Origin of the sequence: Marinomonas pollencensis, from assembly GCF_003387375.1 — a bacterium.
GTDB classification, from domain to species: Bacteria; Pseudomonadota; Gammaproteobacteria; order Pseudomonadales; family Marinomonadaceae; genus Marinomonas; species Marinomonas pollencensis.
Map to the genome: position 1 here is coordinate 323275 of NZ_QUNG01000005.1, position 16042 is coordinate 339316.

Annotated in this window: 14 protein-coding genes; 4 read left to right on the top strand and 10 right to left on the bottom strand. The window is 44.4% G+C overall.

Annotated elements, in window-relative coordinates; all coding sequences use genetic code 11:
• Positions 1–4: 4 nt before the first annotated feature.
• On the bottom strand, positions 5–910 hold the full coding sequence (locus tag DFP81_RS09865; protein WP_115897601.1) for a hydrogen peroxide-inducible genes activator: 906 nt from the start codon (positions 908–910) through the stop codon (positions 5–7).
• Positions 911–1014: 104 nt separating this feature from the next.
• Here DFP81_RS09865 and DFP81_RS09870 point away from each other — a divergent pair, with 104 nt between their 5' ends.
• On the top strand, positions 1015–1866 hold the full coding sequence (locus DFP81_RS09870; RefSeq protein WP_115897602.1) for an NAD-dependent epimerase/dehydratase family protein: 852 nt from the start codon (positions 1015–1017) through the stop codon (positions 1864–1866).
• A 73-nt stretch (positions 1867–1939) separates the two neighbouring features.
• Here the strand turns inward: DFP81_RS09870 and DFP81_RS09875 are convergent, their stop codons facing one another.
• From DFP81_RS09875 to DFP81_RS09900, 6 genes are all read right to left on the bottom strand, one after another.
• Positions 1940–2326, bottom strand: a complete 387-nt coding sequence (locus DFP81_RS09875) for a RidA family protein (protein ID WP_115897603.1) — start codon at positions 2324–2326, stop codon at positions 1940–1942.
• An 85-nt stretch (positions 2327–2411) separates the two neighbouring features.
• Entirely contained in the window at positions 2412–4526 is a 2115-nt protein-coding gene (locus DFP81_RS09880; RefSeq protein WP_115897604.1) for a RelA/SpoT family protein, read from the bottom strand.
• Positions 4527–4588: 62 nt separating this feature from the next.
• Complete coding sequence (gene rpoZ / locus DFP81_RS09885) at positions 4589–4813, bottom strand: DNA-directed RNA polymerase subunit omega (RefSeq protein ID WP_115897605.1); 225 nt, start codon at positions 4811–4813, stop codon at positions 4589–4591.
• 58 nt (positions 4814–4871) lie between these two features.
• Positions 4872–5495, bottom strand: a complete 624-nt coding sequence (gene gmk / locus DFP81_RS09890) for a guanylate kinase (protein WP_115897606.1) — start codon at positions 5493–5495, stop codon at positions 4872–4874.
• Between the two features lie 292 nt (positions 5496–5787).
• Complete coding sequence (locus DFP81_RS09895; RefSeq protein ID WP_115897607.1) at positions 5788–7779, bottom strand: LTA synthase family protein; 1992 nt, start codon at positions 7777–7779, stop codon at positions 5788–5790.
• Positions 7780–7892: 113 nt separating this feature from the next.
• Complete coding sequence (locus tag DFP81_RS09900) at positions 7893–9125, bottom strand: MFS transporter (RefSeq protein ID WP_115897608.1); 1233 nt, start codon at positions 9123–9125, stop codon at positions 7893–7895.
• A gap of 85 nt (positions 9126–9210) precedes the next feature.
• Here DFP81_RS09900 and DFP81_RS09905 point away from each other — a divergent pair, with 85 nt between their 5' ends.
• Positions 9211–10017: an AraC family transcriptional regulator gene (locus DFP81_RS09905; RefSeq protein ID WP_245959133.1), complete on the top strand. Its 807-nt coding sequence runs from the start codon at positions 9211–9213 to the stop codon at positions 10015–10017.
• Here the strand turns inward: DFP81_RS09905 and DFP81_RS09910 are convergent.
• Entirely contained in the window at positions 10014–10331 is a 318-nt protein-coding gene (locus tag DFP81_RS09910) for a DMT family transporter (protein ID WP_115897610.1), read from the bottom strand. The genes DFP81_RS09905 and DFP81_RS09910 overlap by 4 nt on opposite strands.
• 99 nt (positions 10332–10430) lie before the next feature.
• Between DFP81_RS09910 and DFP81_RS09915 the strand changes: the two genes are divergently transcribed.
• On the top strand, positions 10431–11315 hold the full coding sequence (locus tag DFP81_RS09915; protein WP_115897611.1) for a LysR family transcriptional regulator: 885 nt from the start codon (positions 10431–10433) through the stop codon (positions 11313–11315).
• A 19-nt stretch (positions 11316–11334) separates the two neighbouring features.
• On the opposite strand, the gene DFP81_RS09920 is transcribed toward DFP81_RS09915, so the two are convergent.
• A complete protein-coding gene (locus DFP81_RS09920; protein WP_220342907.1) occupies positions 11335–13080 on the bottom strand; it encodes a sensor domain-containing diguanylate cyclase in 1746 nt (581 codons plus the stop codon).
• A 924-nt stretch (positions 13081–14004) separates the two neighbouring features.
• Here DFP81_RS09920 and DFP81_RS09930 point away from each other — a divergent pair.
• Positions 14005–15531: a DNA cytosine methyltransferase gene (locus tag DFP81_RS09930; RefSeq protein ID WP_115897613.1), complete on the top strand. Its 1527-nt coding sequence runs from the start codon at positions 14005–14007 to the stop codon at positions 15529–15531.
• A 2-nt stretch (positions 15532–15533) separates the two neighbouring features.
• On the opposite strand, the gene DFP81_RS09935 is transcribed toward DFP81_RS09930, so the two are convergent.
• A complete protein-coding gene (locus DFP81_RS09935; protein WP_181903071.1) occupies positions 15534–15947 on the bottom strand; it encodes a hypothetical protein in 414 nt (137 codons plus the stop codon).
• Positions 15948–16042 lie beyond the last annotated feature (95 nt).

A 16042-nucleotide genomic window follows, 5' to 3' on the forward strand; every position in this document is an offset into this window, starting at 1 on the left:
GCGCTTAGATATCCAGTTTTTTACTAGCGCCGCGAATTGCTTGGCTAACCGCATCGATTGCATTCGGGCGAGGGTAGCTTGCTCGCCATGCAAGAGCAACGGTGCGTTTGGGCACTGGCTCTTCAAATGGACGTACCTCTAATAGCGAATGATCTATGCTGGTCACCGCTGATTTTGGCAGTACAGTGACGCCTAAGCCAGAAGCGACCATGTAACGAATGGTTTCCAGCGAGCTGCCATTAACAATCGTGCGCCCTTCACCAAACTCTTCTTCTTTCACTAAGGGGCAAGCTTCGAGTACTTGTTCACTAAAACAGTGACCTTTGCCTAATAGCAGAAGGTTATCTGTAGATAGCTGTTCAGTGTTGATGTGCGAAAGGTTTGTCCAAGGGTGATCCTTAGGCATTAAAACCACGAATTCTTCTTCGTAAATCGGTTGTGTAACCACATCAGGCTCATTAAAAGGCAGTGCAATAATAATGGCATCTAATTCACCGTTACGCAGTTTAGGGCGCAGGTTTTCGGTAAGATCTTCTTCAATGATCAGCGGCATGTCGTTAGTGATTTCCCGTAGATTAGGAATCATCATCGGGAAAAGGTACGGAGCAATGGTAAAAATAGCCCCGATTTTCACTGGCCCTTTTAGCTGGTTATGGCCGGTAGAGGCGAGCTCTTTAATGGTATTTGCTTGTTCGATAACCCGTTTTGCTTGCGTCACAATTTGCTCCCCGATCGGAGTAATATAGACGGAGCTTTTACTGCGTTCGAAGATGGCCGCGCCAAGTTCTTCTTCGAGTTTTTTGACCGCTACACTTAGCGTGGGTTGAGACACATGACACTTTTCTGCTGCGTGCCCAAAGTGCTTTTCTTTTGCTAGCATAACAACGTACTTTAATTCAGTTAATGTCATTTTGTGTCCCCAACCTAATCATTGTTAATAACTATGATAATACAAAATTTGATAAAGTGTATCGGAGAATCTAGTTTGCGCTTTTATTGCTTAAAGAGGTAGTCATGAATTCAAAGCGAGTCCTAATAGCAGGCTGCGGTGACTTAGGTACCGGAGTCGCCGAGTATTTTGTGGCGAAAGGGGATCAGGTATATGCAGTGCGTCGGTCGGGCACAGTGTTTCCCCATAAGGTGCGAGGTGTAACTGGTAATCTCACCGAGTTAGCGGACGAAGCGCTGCCTGATGTGGATCTTATCGTGCTCATTATGACACCTTCTGAACGCAGCCCCGCAGGTTATCGAGCGGCCTATTTCGATACGGCACAACGCCTTACAGAGCGCTATCAGAGCGCGCAAACGCCGCTACTTTTTGTTTCAAGCACCAGTGTTTATGGGCAGAATAAAGGGCAATGGATCGATCAAGATACGCCGCCAATTGGGGCACAGGAAACCGCTAAAATTCTCCTGGAAACTGAGCAGTTACTGGCACGTGCTTTGCCCTCTATCGCGCTACGTTGTTCGGGTATTTATGGTCCCAAGCGCTACCGCATGCTAGATAAAATTAACGCCGGGGAGGTCTGGCAGGCAAACAGCTGGACGAATCGTGTTCATCGACACGATGTTGTCAGGGCTTTGTGTCATCTCGCGGAAAAGGTGCTTAATGGTGAATCGCTAGCGGGGCATTATAATGTGACTGATGATACACCGGTTTCCATGTGGGAAGTGAAGCTCTGTATTGCGCATTTACTAGGAGTAGCGGTGAATCTTCCAGATGATGTCGCGGCTTTTCTACCGATTTCTGGTAAGCGGATCAGTAATCAAGCGCTGAAAGAAACGGGCTTTTGTTTTGCTTACCCTAGTTATGTCAGTGGCTATGAAGAATTAGTGAAAGCGTATCTAGCGGAACAGTCGGCATAAAAAAAGAGGCACTAAAGGCCTCTTTTTAGATTATCTTCACGCATGCTGAAAACAACATGGTGAGAGAGAATAATTAGTCTTCCAGCACCATGATGCCTTCGATCTCAACCTGTACACCTTTTGGTAAGGCGCGAACACCCATCGCAGCGCGCGCTGGGTAAGGTTGTTTGATGAACTGAGTCATGACTTCGTTTACGGTTGCAAAGTTGCTTAGGTCCGTCATGAAGATGTTGAATTTCACAACGTCTTCTAAAGAGCCACCAGCGGCTTCACAAACGGCTTGTAGGTTTTTGAAAACCTGAGTCGTTTGCTCAACGATGTCTTCACTGATTACTTCCATTGTTTCTGCTACCAAAGGAATTTGACCTGAAAGGTAAACAGTATTTCCTGCGCGAACCGCTTGAGAGTAAGGGCCGATTGCTGCGGGTGCTTTTTCAGTGTGAATCACTTGCTTTGCCATGATATTCAATCCCATTTCAGAGTTGTCTTGCCTCAGCCTCTTGCGTGGCTGAGACGGGTTAAAAACCGTGTTAACGCTAACGGTATTAGCGACCTACGATGGTCTCACGAGAAACTTTCTCGACACAGCGTACCGCTTTAATGCGGCGCATTACGTCGGCTAAGCCTACTCGACTAGAAATAGTAATGCTTAAACGTAGACGGCTTACGCGGCCTCGCTCAATAATATCCAAGTTAGACACTTGATAGTCTGTATCACTGATAGAACTGGCGATTTTTGCGACGGCGCCACGTTCATTAATATAACTAACAATCAGGCTAATATTGAGGTCTTCTTCAATGTCCTTACCCCACACCATGCGAATAAAGCGTTCAGGGCTCGATAAATGATCCTGAATATTCGGGCAATTCAAATGGTGAATGATGATGCCTTTGTCGACCTGAACATGACCCACAATAGGGTCTCCAGGAATTGGTGAGCAGCATTTCGCATAAGAAATTAACATGCCCTCGGAGCCATTTACCTTAAAGGATTTTGGCGTCACCAAGGTGTTTTCATCGTAATTCGGGAACAGCTCGCGAGCGACCAAATAACCAACATGTCGGCCTTTACCAATGGATTCTAATAAGTCATCCAGAGTAGCTAGCTGATGCTGTTTAAGTACTTGATTAATTTGCTCGGAGGTAAGCTCTTCAATGTTTGTCTTAAAGGCATTTAACGAGCGCGTTAACAGACGATGGCCGATAGATATCGCATTTTCGCGTTGTTTGTCTTTCAGGTAATGACGAATGTTTGTACGTGCTTTACCGGTAATCGCAAAACTTAGCCAAGCGACGTTTGGTTGGGCGTTCTTAGCGCTGATAATCTCAACCGTCTGGCCACTTTCTAGTTGTGTGCTAAGCGGAGCTAAACGACGGTTAATGCGACAAGATATACAAGTGTTACCAATTTCTGTGTGGACACCATAGGCAAAATCGACCGGTGTTGCCCCAGATGGTAGCTCAATAATCTGGCCTTTAGGGGTAAACACGTAGACTTCATCAGGGAATAAGTCACTTTTCACGTTATCGACGAACTCAATAGGGTTACCGGCTTTTTGCTGAATTTCCAGCAAGCTTTTCACCCATTTTGTTGCACGATCGTGATTGTTTGGTGCGGCTGCATTGCCACTAAACTTGTAAGCCCAATGCGCAGCGATACCATTGTTTGCAACCAAATCCATTTCTTCAGTACGGATTTGTACTTCCATTGGCAGACCATTCGTGCCGACCACTGTGGTATGCAAAGATTGGTACCCGTTGGATTTTGGTACTGCAATATAATCTTTAAAACGGCCTTCAATAGGCTTAAACAAGGCGTGGATAATACCCAGAATACGGTAACAGCTGTCGTGGCGGTCAGTAACAATACGCACACCTAACACATCCATAATCTCGTCAAGAGAGCGGCGTTTCTTGCTCATCTTTTGATAAATACTATAGATATGTTTTTCTCTCACACTGATATTGGCATCAATGTAATCAGCGGCCAATTCAGAGCGGATAAAGTCTTCAAGTTTTTCTGTGTCTTTACTGCGGTGGCCATATTTCTTATTAATGGCGCGTTGCAGCATGCGGGCTCGCATAGGGTAATAAGCTTGAAATGCGAGCGACTCCAGTGCGACACGCACATTATACATACCCAAGCGGTTTGCAATGGGCGCATAAATATCGAGCGTTTCACGCGCAATACGACGCTTTTTATGGGCTGGCATGGAATCCAGCGTGCGCATATTGTGCAGACGGTCAGCCAACTTGACAAGAATGACGCGAATGTCATCCGCCATGGCCATGGCCATTTTTTGGAAGTTATGCGCTTGCTTTTCGATCTGGCTATTGAATTCAAGGTGTGTCAGCTTACTGACACCATCCACCAAACTGGCAACGCCTTCTCCAAACTGCTCAGTTAACGCTTCACGGCTAATGCCGGTGTCTTCGATAACGTCATGAAGGAGGGCTGCAGTTAACCCTTCGCTGTCCATGCGTAAGTCGGCAAGGATCTCAGCAGCAGCAAGAGGATGGGTAACATAGGGTTCGCCACTTTTACGCCATTGGCCATCATGGGCTTGTTCTGCGTAATAGTAAGCGCGTTTTACCTGAGCAACTTGCTCGTGGGGTAAATATTGACCTAACGTCTGAGCTAAATTTTCAATGGTATACATCGCTCACCTCACAACAGCAAATAGAAAGCACGACGGCAGTGGTATGAGCGACACCATCAATATTAAAACTCGTGAATAGGTTGCTTTTGAAGATCAACGTTACTGGCGTTAATCAAATCTTCTGCAATTTCACGTAAAGCAACAACGGTTACTTTGTCGTCTTCAAGTGCCACTTTCGCTTCTTCACCACCAGTGGCAAGTTGACGTGCACGTTTTGATGCCACCATGACTAATTCAAAGCGGTTATCAACGTTTTCTAAACAATCTTCTACGGTAACTCGAGCCATTTTGACCTCTGTATTACGGTTATCTATTTATCCAAATGCAATTCTACTTAACGCCTTCTCATATTGACAAGAGATCATTGATAAGATTGCCATATTTTTGTTTCATTACGGTGTTTTTTGAGCGCATTGCAGTAAAAATCGACTGCATTTGTGTTAACGCTGTCTCAAAGTCGTCATTTACGATGACAAAATCGTATTCATCATAGTGTGACATCTCAGCAACAGCCTTACTCATGCGACGCTGAATCACCTCTTCACTGTCAGTGCCGCGACCATGCAAGCGTTCTTCAAGTGCTTTTAAAGAAGGCGGCAATATAAAGACGCCAATGGCATCTGGGTAGAGCTTACGCACTTGGCGCGCACCTTGCCAATCGATCTCTAAAATAACGTCTAAGCCTTGCTCTAGCATGTTGAAAATCGAAGCTTTCGAGGTGCCGTAATAGTTATCAAACACTTGAGCATGTTCGAAAAAGGCATCTTCGGCAATCATATCTAAAAAATCTTCGTCTTCAGTAAAGTAGTATTCACGGCCATGCTCTTCGCCTTTACGTGGCGCTCTGGTGGTGTGAGAGATAGAAATACGTACTTTATCATCCGCTTTTAGTAATGCTTTATATAAAGAAGATTTACCTGCACCAGAAGGCGCTGAGAGGATAAATAAGTTGCCCGTGTGTCGATCCATAGAACCTTTAAACCCGTTGAGATTAGTCAGAATATTTGGAATATGACTATACCATAGTCTGCTTTACCCCGCTTTTTTTATGTTATGTTAAACGCAGCAAAGTGGGGCTATTTTATATGGATATTAAGAGTGCCTTTTTTATGCAAGCAAAACGACAGCGTCTATAAGGCATTGTCTGTAGGGTATGATTTAGATTATCAAGAAGCCTTAACAAATGCGCTAGGTCGGGTGCCACATCGAGAAAGGCCTGAAGGCAGACCAAAGGCGTGCAGCACACCTTTGGTCAGTAGTCTTATTTAGCGTCTTTGAAGCCTTTTATATGGGCGTTAATTTGCCAGCGTAATAACTCTGGTAACGCTTTTTGCTTCGCCTGTTGTAAGGCTGGAACTGCTTGGCTTTGCGGCATGACTTCTAGGCTGGCGTCATTTTTCCACGGGTAAAATGCAGGCTGACCGCTCATTGGGTAAGCACCTTTTTCGTCAATCCAGAGTTTAGTGTTATAGCCAAATGCTCGTGATTTATCATCCTCTACGGCGAGCATATTTCGTCCTGCAATAGCTTGATAAGAGGTGTCTGATAATGAGTAATGGTACAGAGTTGGGAAGATGTCCTTATGGGACCCGACTCGGCTTGGGTCATAGTGCCATTGGCTGTTATCCAGGATTTTCTTCGGTACGTGTAAGTAGAATGGCACAGCACGATCCAACATCTGCTCTTCTGGATAATAGGCTTTTAGGCGGCGCATTTGATGGTCGCCGGTTGCTGCGATCAAGGTGCTATCCGCTTTATCAGAGCTTTCTACTGAACTAATAAACTGCCCAAAAGCATCCGCAGCATACTGGTAGGTTTCTTGTATGTTTAGCTCTTCTTGTCCTTGGGCTTCTGCATGTCGTATCACTTCTGGCGTTAGCGCAATAGGTTGCGGCGTGTAGCGCTCAGGCGTGACATAAGGTGGGTGGTTAGTAATGGTCAAGATACTAATAAAAGTTGGCTCTTTTGCTTCTTTTAGCAGCTTTTCAGCGAGACGATAAGCGTAGTCATCTGGCACGCCCCAATCGGTTATTTCATTGGCTGCTGCAGGGTACATTTTCATCAGGCTATTCTGGTCGTAAATGGCATCTACCCCTTGCACAGGTAAATAGTTAACCAAGTTACGCCACATCATATTGCCTGGAGAAATGAAGATAACCTTATAGCCCGCTTTTTTGTAGACATCAAAAGGCGTGCCTGTGAGTTTGGTGTTTTGTGCTGAACTATGGCTGATATTCTGCAACGGGCTATGGAAGAACATCGCAGCTAATGAAGGTGCAGTACCGTTATCTTCAGAAATAAAACGTTTAAAAACAAAGTCTTCGGCAAAGTGTGGGCGAAGGTGACCGAGTAAATCGTTCTTACCTACTTCATCAAACTGCAGCATGTTACTGCCAAAACTTTCCATTAACACCATGACGACGTTAGGTTTATGCTCAGCGAGGAAAGGATTATTGGGGGTTTTTTCCATTAGGCTGGAGATACCTAATTGCTTTTCTAATTGCTCGCCTTTTGTTTTTGAGACAGAGGAAAACGACAGATCTTCATTATGGTCTTTTATGGCCCAATTAAGGCTCATTAAGCCATTAGGTGTGATCTTGTTAAGCAACAGTAATTGTGACACTTGAGCGTTGTCTCGTCGTAACGGGAAAGTACCCACACTGCCGCGGCTGATGATGGCTAAAATAAGAATCATGACAAAAACAAACAGTACAAAAAGCGCGATGTTCCACTTTTTTGGGTTTTTATCTTTTACTAAATAACGAGTAAAACGCCCAGAAATAAAAGCGGCGACTAAGGCGGCAAGCAGCCCGCGAATAACTGGGTAGCCTTCCCACATATTGGCTAACACGCTGGCAGTGTCATCTTCTGCTAGACCGAACGCAAAAACGTCAAAGGTGTTGTGATAGGTCTGGTAATAGTAATAGTTACTGATGGCGACCATGGCAACGGCAAAGGTAATCAACCCAAATAACCAAGGTAAGCAGACTCTAAATGCCGTCCAAGTAAAACGACTGGCCGCCATGAACAAACCAAGTAGCGCAAAAGGCACCATTAACATTCCGCCCACGCGCAAATCATAGCGAACGCCAGTTAGCCACATGCGTTGCACATCGTCACTGTGGGTGGCCAGCTGACTCGGCTCAGAAAAAACCGCCAGCATGACGTAGCGAGAGGCCATTAATATCAACACGAGATACAGGATCTGGATGGTTAAGGTGAGGAACAGTGAGCGGATTCTCGTTTGATACATGAACTGGCAATTCCTAAGGGAAAAATATGAAGAAAAAATGGAGTATAACACTCCATCTTTTTTTTTCGACTGAGTCTTTTCTGATCCTTTATAAAACTTTATTTCTTACGTTTTTATCGGCGGCTGCTTGTTGCTGAGTGAGCTTGATCCGATGGTATCGGGCTGGCCATCCAGCCAAGTATCATCCATAAAAACCCGATTCCTAAGAGCACATAAAGTGGGGCACTCCAAGAGTGTTGCCAGTCATGTAATGCACCAATTAGCACGGGACCCAATGCCGCCAGTGTGTAGCCGATGAGTTGTGCCATGCCAGAAAGAGCCGCGGCCTGTTTAGGGCTATTAGTTCGTAAACTGACAAACGACAAACCTAATATAAACCCCATGCTGACTCCAAAACCAAAGCTGACGGCCCACACACCAGACCAGCTTGGCAGGTATAAAAAGCCCAACAGGCTGAGCCAAGTTAAGCCGGTAGCAAATAAGCATAAGCGACGGTGACTACCTAGGCGGTGAATAAATGGTGCAAGGATTAACGAAGGCAAGGCCCCTGCTAGCTGCAAATAACCTTGATACAGACCTGCTGTTGTATCCGTATAGCCGTAGCTCACTAAAATCGCGGGAACCCAAGCTACCACTATGTAATTGATTAAGGAGTTCACCGCGAGAAACCCAGCAACTTGCCACGCAGTGATCGAGCGCCACAACTTAGGAGATACGTCAGCGTTGTTGATTTGTGGCGTGTGGTGCTGGGTTATTTTACAGGTAAACCAAACCACCAATGGCAAAAGAATCATTAACCCTTGGCAAGCTAACGCGAATGACCAGCTACTCATTGGCAGGGTGAAGTTCGACCCTTCAGCAAACACACTCAACGGCACCGCAAGGCTCGACATCACAAAGCCGCCAATGCTCATCATCAAGACGTAAATCGCCGTAAGTTGAACAATATAATGGGGAAATTCACGTTTTAATAAACTTGGCAGCAACACATTACCAATAGCAATGCCGGCACCAATTAGCACGGCGCCAATATACAAGGCAGCGAGCGAGCCCAAAGAGCGAGTTATCATACCGAGCGCAATCAAAGCTACGCCAGTCGCTAAAATGCGTTCGATCTGAAAATGTCTGGTTAACCAAGATGCCACCGGTGCGAATAGCGCAAAAATAAGCAGAGGCAAACTGGTTAATAAACCGGATTGCGAACTAGTGAGCTGTAGATCTTGGCTGATGCGGTCTAGCAGAGGTGGTAAGCCTGTTACTGGGCCTCGTAGATTTAGCGAAATAAGAAAAATAAACAGCAATAAATAGGCAGCATCGTGTTGCGCCAGACGGCGTAAGGTGTTCATAGAAAATCGCTATATTTTGAATATGGTAAGGGCATTTATTATATGCGATAGTCGGCTAACTTAATTTAGATGTTTGGACAATAAATTGCGCAATACAGACAGCTCTTCGACTCGGTTGTTAAGGGATTTAAACCTCATTGAGGAATATTCACCACGAGTCTTTGTATCGCGCTCTGAGTCTGTATCTCACGTTGAAGAAACCCCATGGCATCAGCATCAAAGTGGCCAATTAGTGCTGCCTTTAACGGGTGTTGTCACCTGTTTTATAGAAGACAAAATGTGGCTTGTTCCGCCACGTTGTGCGGTGTGGATTCCGAGTATGGTGAGCCACAGTAACCAGATATCAGCCAATGCTGATGTGTGTATGTTACTGGTTGCACAAGCTGAATTAACCATGCCTGATTATGCTTGCACGCTCACCGTGACGCCGCTCTTGCGGGAGTTAGTAATACATTTAGCAACGCAAACGTTGGATTACGAACCAGGTTCTGCAACAGATAGATTAGTGACTGTTTTACTCGATCAACTTGTGGCGTTAGAGCGTGAAGAGTTTGCTTTCCCGATTCCTGAGCATCCGGTATTGAAGCGCCTCGCTTTTGCTTTGTTAGCGAAACCTAATGAAAAACGCACATTAAAAGGCTGGGCAAATGACTTTGCTATGAGTGAAAGGACATTGGCTCGGATGATAAAGCGTCATGTGCAGCTGACTTTCGGGCAATGGCGGGCTCATTTACATATTGTTTTAGCGCTGCAAAAGCTAGCTCATGGTACGCCCGTACAAACCATCTCCGAAGAGCTAGGCTATGAATCTGTCAGTGCTTTTATCACCTTTTTTAAAAAAGCATTGGGCAAATCACCGCGTCAATATCGACTGGAGCGGTGGGGATTCTAGTGAGCAAATTTTAATACAATGACACCAAGAATAATGAGCATCACACCGGAGTAGCGCAGCAAAGAGGTTGGGTCTCCATAAAACCACACGCCGACTAGAAAAGTGCCTGACGCACCGATTCCTGTCCATACCGCATAAGCGGTCCCCATCGGAATTTCCTTTTGAGCAAGCCAAAGTAATGCGCCACTGACAAACATAAAGAACACCGCGATGACGATACCGATTATTCGTGTGCTACCGGATTGGGCTATTTTTAAGCCAATGGGCCAGCCGATTTCGGTAAGACCTGCTAACAGTAAATATAACCAACCCATTTGATGATTTCCTTTTAGTGCGAATTGAAAAGGGTATTTGCGTTCGATGGTATCAATAATTAAGATGTTTAAAAGTTATTAACTATCGAAATTATTCATATGTTAAGTTTAGAACAAATCAATATGTTGGTTCTGTCGGCTGAGCTTGGGTCATTTTCTGCGTGCGCTAGGCGGCTTGGAAAAGTGCAGTCGGCGGTCAGTCATGGGATTAATAGTTTGGAATTGGATTTAGGCGTAGCGCTTTTTGATAGAAGCTCCCGCAGCCCTAAATTAACGGCAGAAGGGGAGCGTTTACTGCGCAGCGCAAAATCTCTGTTAGCTCAGTCTCATGAGTTTGAGCAAATCGCAGAGTCGATCCTAAGAAACGAAGAAAGCGGCTTGACGATTGCCGTAGACGACGCGCTATTAAGCCCTTATATCTCTAGTGTATTGCCACAATTTGCGCTCACTTTCCCCTATGTTCAAATTGAACTGGTGTCTTTGGCATCTCCTGATATGGTGAGCGCGGTAGCGACGGGCCATATTGATATTGGTGTGATGTTTGCCGAAATTGAAGCCCACAAACAAGTGGATTTTTGCTATGTGGGTGGGGTCGATGTTATTGCCGTTTGTCATAGGGGGTTCTCTTTGGCAGGGCAAAGGGTGAGCTCGGAATCGGACCTTGTGCCGCATCGGCAGATTACGGTGCGAGGAACGCGTAAAAAAGAGTCTCAAGCATTGATCAGCATGACGCCAAATGTGTGGTGGTGCTCCAGCAATTACGCGGCGCTAGAATTGGTGAGGCAAAAAATTGGCTGGGCGTATTTGCCCACTTCTTTGGCACAGCCTCTCATTGAGCAAGGTGAACTTTGCAAAATAGACGTGGTGTTTGACCACAAGCCTTGGTCAGTACCTGTGGATTTGGTCTCGAAGAAAGGGGCGCGACGGGGCCCCGCTTATGAGTGGTTGTTTGACGCATTTAAACAAGCTCTGTCTGCACCATGAGAATGGTTTGCTTGAGCTCTTATCCGACGAATAATTGAGACTGATTTCGGCCGTTGTTTTTGGCTTTATATAAGGCTTTATCGGCTTGTTCTATTGCGGCTTGTAAGTCTGCAGTAGTGGGGTCGACTTCGGCAATACCAACGCTCAGAGTAAAATTGACTAACTGCTGCTGATCAACATGAATCGTGGCATTTTCTAGCACTTTACGGATTCGTTCGGCCAAAACATGGGCTTTTTCTATGCTGGTGTTGGGCATCAGAATAACGAACTCCTCACCGCCATAGCGGGCCACTATATCTTGATGGCGGCATTGTTGTCTGAGTACATCCGCTACGCGTACGATCACCCGGTCGCCTAAACCATGGCCATAGGTGTCATTAATATTCTTAAAGAAATCGATATCGAGAATGGCCAACGAAAGAGGGTGTCTTATCTGCTTGTCTTGGCGCAACAATTGATTGGCCTCTAAAGCAAAAGAGCGTCGATTTAACAGCTTTGTTAAGGGGTCTGTCGAGGCGAGTAGCTGCAACTCTGCTTGGCTAGCTTTGAGCGTTTCTAGGGCACGAATACGATTCGCGATGATCAGCGAGAGAACAAGTGATTCTAGTAAAATACCAATGCCCACACCATGGCTACTGATGTAGCTAAAGCCGATTCTACCCTGATAAAAGAGTACGGCTAGAACACTAAAAGTGATGAATAAGCTATGGCCAATTAAGAATAAAAGGGCAAGTGGGTGCTTACGCACAAACATTGAAATAGTGACGCATAGGCTGATCGACAGAACAATAAAAGCCAGTGTACTGGCGTATTCCAGCGCTTTGATAATATCAAACAGGCCATAAATGGAGTTGGTTGCCAATATGGCAATAACTGTCAGCAAAGCCTTGTGTTCGGTTGGGTATTTGGTTCTCGTTTCAAAAATATTGATCATGAAAATCAATAAGCAGATCGGCATGGTGCCGAGGGCAATATTCCATTTCAGTGTGATAGAGCCAAAGACATCAAAAAAGCTGGCAAATAAACCATATGAAAGGGCGATCCAAAAGCCCCCGGAAACCAAATAACAAGCGTAAAAAAGGTGTTCTTTTAAGCGTGATGATAAAAACAGGAAAAAATTATAAATAATCAGAGCCAAGATCATGCCAACGATTAAAGTAATGTCATTATTTTGGTTGATCAGGACTCTTTTTGAGGCATCTTGGCTGTAGAGCTCGAGGCTAAATACCTGATAAATATAAGCAAGGTTTTTTAGATAAAGTGTCGTAACCTGTTGGGGCGCTAGCGTTATATCAAACACAGCCGTGCCTTGATACATCGATTCTTGAGTGTCTTTAATGTCCATATCCAGAAGTCGAGTGCGGGTGACTTGGCCATTTACGACTTCATTAAGCTCAATAGCGCGGTTGTAGTAAGCATAAGAGTTATGAAGATATAGAGTGATCGGAGTATCGCTGGTATTTTTCAGGGCTATTTTGGCCCAAGTTGTTTTGGCTTCGGCGCCCAAGTTGATTGAATTAGAAGAGTCTGTAAAACGCTGATTTTGTACCTGACTAATGGGCATATCGCCGCTTTTATCAACAAAATAACTCATTTGAAACTGTTCGAGCTGATCAAAGTTGTTGTCTATTAACAGCGCCGATGGCGCTGCATTTACGGTGCTAGCGCACAGTCCGAGCAAACTTAATGTCATTAAGTAAATGAGTGAGCGAAAAGCGGCGCCAATCATTAGTCGTCTTCCATAACTAGTAAAGTGGTTAGTCATTGATCAACTCATCTTAACCGATTGATCAGACAAAGCACGCTTTTAATCGTTTAAAAGACATTTAATGATGACTTACCCCTTAAACCTACAACCAAAAGCTCTCTGTTAAGAATGCCTACTTTTAATCAAATTGTCCGTGGATTTATCCAATGCGGTGAATTGATAAGTAAAACGTATCGTTTCAATAACTCTTTGCTAAAGCATTAATTCTCATCCTGCACTTTTATGCGTATAAAAATCTGGTTTCATTCTGAGCTAGTCTAAAACAGCCCTCAATAGCTCTCTTTCTTCTTTGCCGATACAAGCTTGTTGGGTACGCTTTGTTAATTTGTTATAGAATACCGCTATACGAATGTGACGCACTTATTTTTTATTTAGCAATTGGATGTCTTACAGCTTTCTTCCTAGCTCGTCATCACGTCACGTGCGATCTTGGTTAGGTCGTCTAACAAGCCGAGAGCTGCCAAAACATTAACGTAGTGACCAAGAGAAATGGAAGGGTCGCCTTTTGATATTTTTCGCAGTGTTGGCTTAGAATTCCTGTACTGCTATGTGTCATCTCTTGAGTAATGCCGCGCCTCTTCATTGGCAATGTTAAGTTTTCGCCCAAGATGTTTAACATCTTCGTTTGTATAGGGAATATGACAGCAGTGCGTTTTGTTTTTGATTCGATAGTATTCATTGTGAAACTATAGTTTCACTTTAATCTTCAAGTTGTAAACTAATAAATTGCCAATCTCTCGAAATAAAGTGAGCATAGATCTGAACAGGTCATGTCGATTTTTCTCTGTTGTTTCAACATGAGCTTTTTCTGTGTCGATACGCTCGACATACTAAGACCCAGTACATGGAACTCAGCTAATTTTGTCTTGTTATTGATTAGGGGTATGATTATGCGATTTGTGATAAGAAGCTGTATAGCACATGAAAACCAAACAAGCGCTAGTTATTGACCTTTTTGCAGGCCCTGGTGGACTCGGGGAAGGCTTTTCATCGGTACAAGATGAAAATGGAAATCCATTTTTTAAGATAGGTATTTCTGTTGAAAAAGAAGCTTCAGCACATAAAACGCTTACGACTCGGGCTTTTTATCGAAAGATAAAAGGTCTAACAGGTGGACTAGTCGGTTATAACGAATACCTACAGGGTACGTTAACTCAGCAGCAGCTTTTTGATCTATATCCAGAGCAAGCCAAAGAAGCGACTATGGAAACTCTCTATAGTCCTAGAGCGCTTGGTGATGATAACGAAATCATTCATGAACGTATTACGGAGCTTGTGAAGCTTCATGGTAATGGCCCTAAAGTCGTTATTGGTGGTCCACCATGCCAAGCTTACTCTCTGGCTGGACGGTCTCGTAATGCGGGTATAAAAGGCTACAAGGCTGAAGACGATCATCGAAATTTTTTATATAAAGAGTATCTAAAAGTACTTTCCATCGCGCAGCCTGATGTTTTTGTAATGGAGAATGTCAGAGGGATTCTTTCTGCTAAAATCGATGGTACTGTCATGTTCCCTAGTATTCTTGAAGACTTACAAGACCCTGGGCAAGCGACAAAAATCGAGAGCGCCAAATACAGAGTCCACTCTTTAGTCGTGAGTGCTGACGACCCTAATAATCCTGTTTATCATGACTCAAAAGACTTTTTGATCAAAGCGGAAGAGTATGGTGTGCCACAGGCCCGCCATAGGGTCATTTTACTTGGTGTACGGGAGGACATTAAAAATGTGCCTAGTACGCTACATCGTTCTGACGAACAAGTTTCTGTCAGGCAAGCAATTGACGACCTGCCGAAGCTGCGAAGTGGCTTCTCGAAGCGGACAGATGATCCAAAAGATTGGGAAAAGACTGTTTCAAAAAACTCAAAGCAGATAAAAGCCTTACTTAAAAACCAGTTTAATGAGGTAAGTTGTTTAGATTTAAAGCCATTCAAAAACTTACCTCGATCTGCAGATCAGCCTATCGAGCCGCTTAAAAAAGTGCCAAAAAAACTTGCCGAATGGTATCGAAATAACGCACCGATCTGTGTGCTTAATCATGAGACTCGTGGTCATATGGAAAGTGATCTACTGCGGTATGCATACAGTGCAGCTTATACAGAACTGAGTGGTGGTATATCACCAAAATCGCGAGACTTTCCAGAAGAGTTAGCGCCTAAACACGAAAATTGGAAATCAGGTAGCCATGCGGATCGCTTTAGAACCCAAGCGGCTAATAAAAGTGCCACAACCGTAACAAGTCATATCTCAAAGGATGGACACTACTTTATTCACTATGACCCAAAGCAATGTCGTAGTTTAACCGTCAGAGAAGCTGCACGTTTACAGACATTTCCAGATAATTACCTATTTGAAGGCAATAGAACGCAGCAGTACGTGCAGGTTGGAAATGCTGTGCCGCCGTATTTGGCACAGCAGATTGGTATGGTTGTAATGGGGCTAATTAAGTAAAGTTACTCTGGGTGAGAGTAATCAGGAGTGCCAATACGGCTGAAATAAGCACCCAGACGTTCAACCAAAGATGGAACAAACTCATTAGATAAAGTTGCTACTCTTTGATCGGTGAGTGATCTTCTGATTTCAGCATTAGCTTCCATGCAATTCATAAAGTTGAACTGAGCATGAAAGGGCCCTAATACCTCATCAGCACTGAGCTTAATTTGGGGGATGAAGTGCAGCTTAGGTGATCGATCCCCATGATTTACTAATTTTCTTATGCTCTTTTCGGCACTATCTTTGGTTTTTTTGCCGGCTGTTTCATTAGACTTTATCTCATGAAGCTCCAACCATTCTTCCTTAACTGACTTAAGATTCACTAGTTGGAAAGTGGGGTTTTTCTCTCTAGCAAGGTCACATCGAGGTGTCACGGTAATCCCCCCGAAAAATAACAGCAGCCAAAAGTAGAATTTTCTCGTAATCTAAACGCAGGAGGTTCTGCATGAAAAAATCTCGTTACACTGAT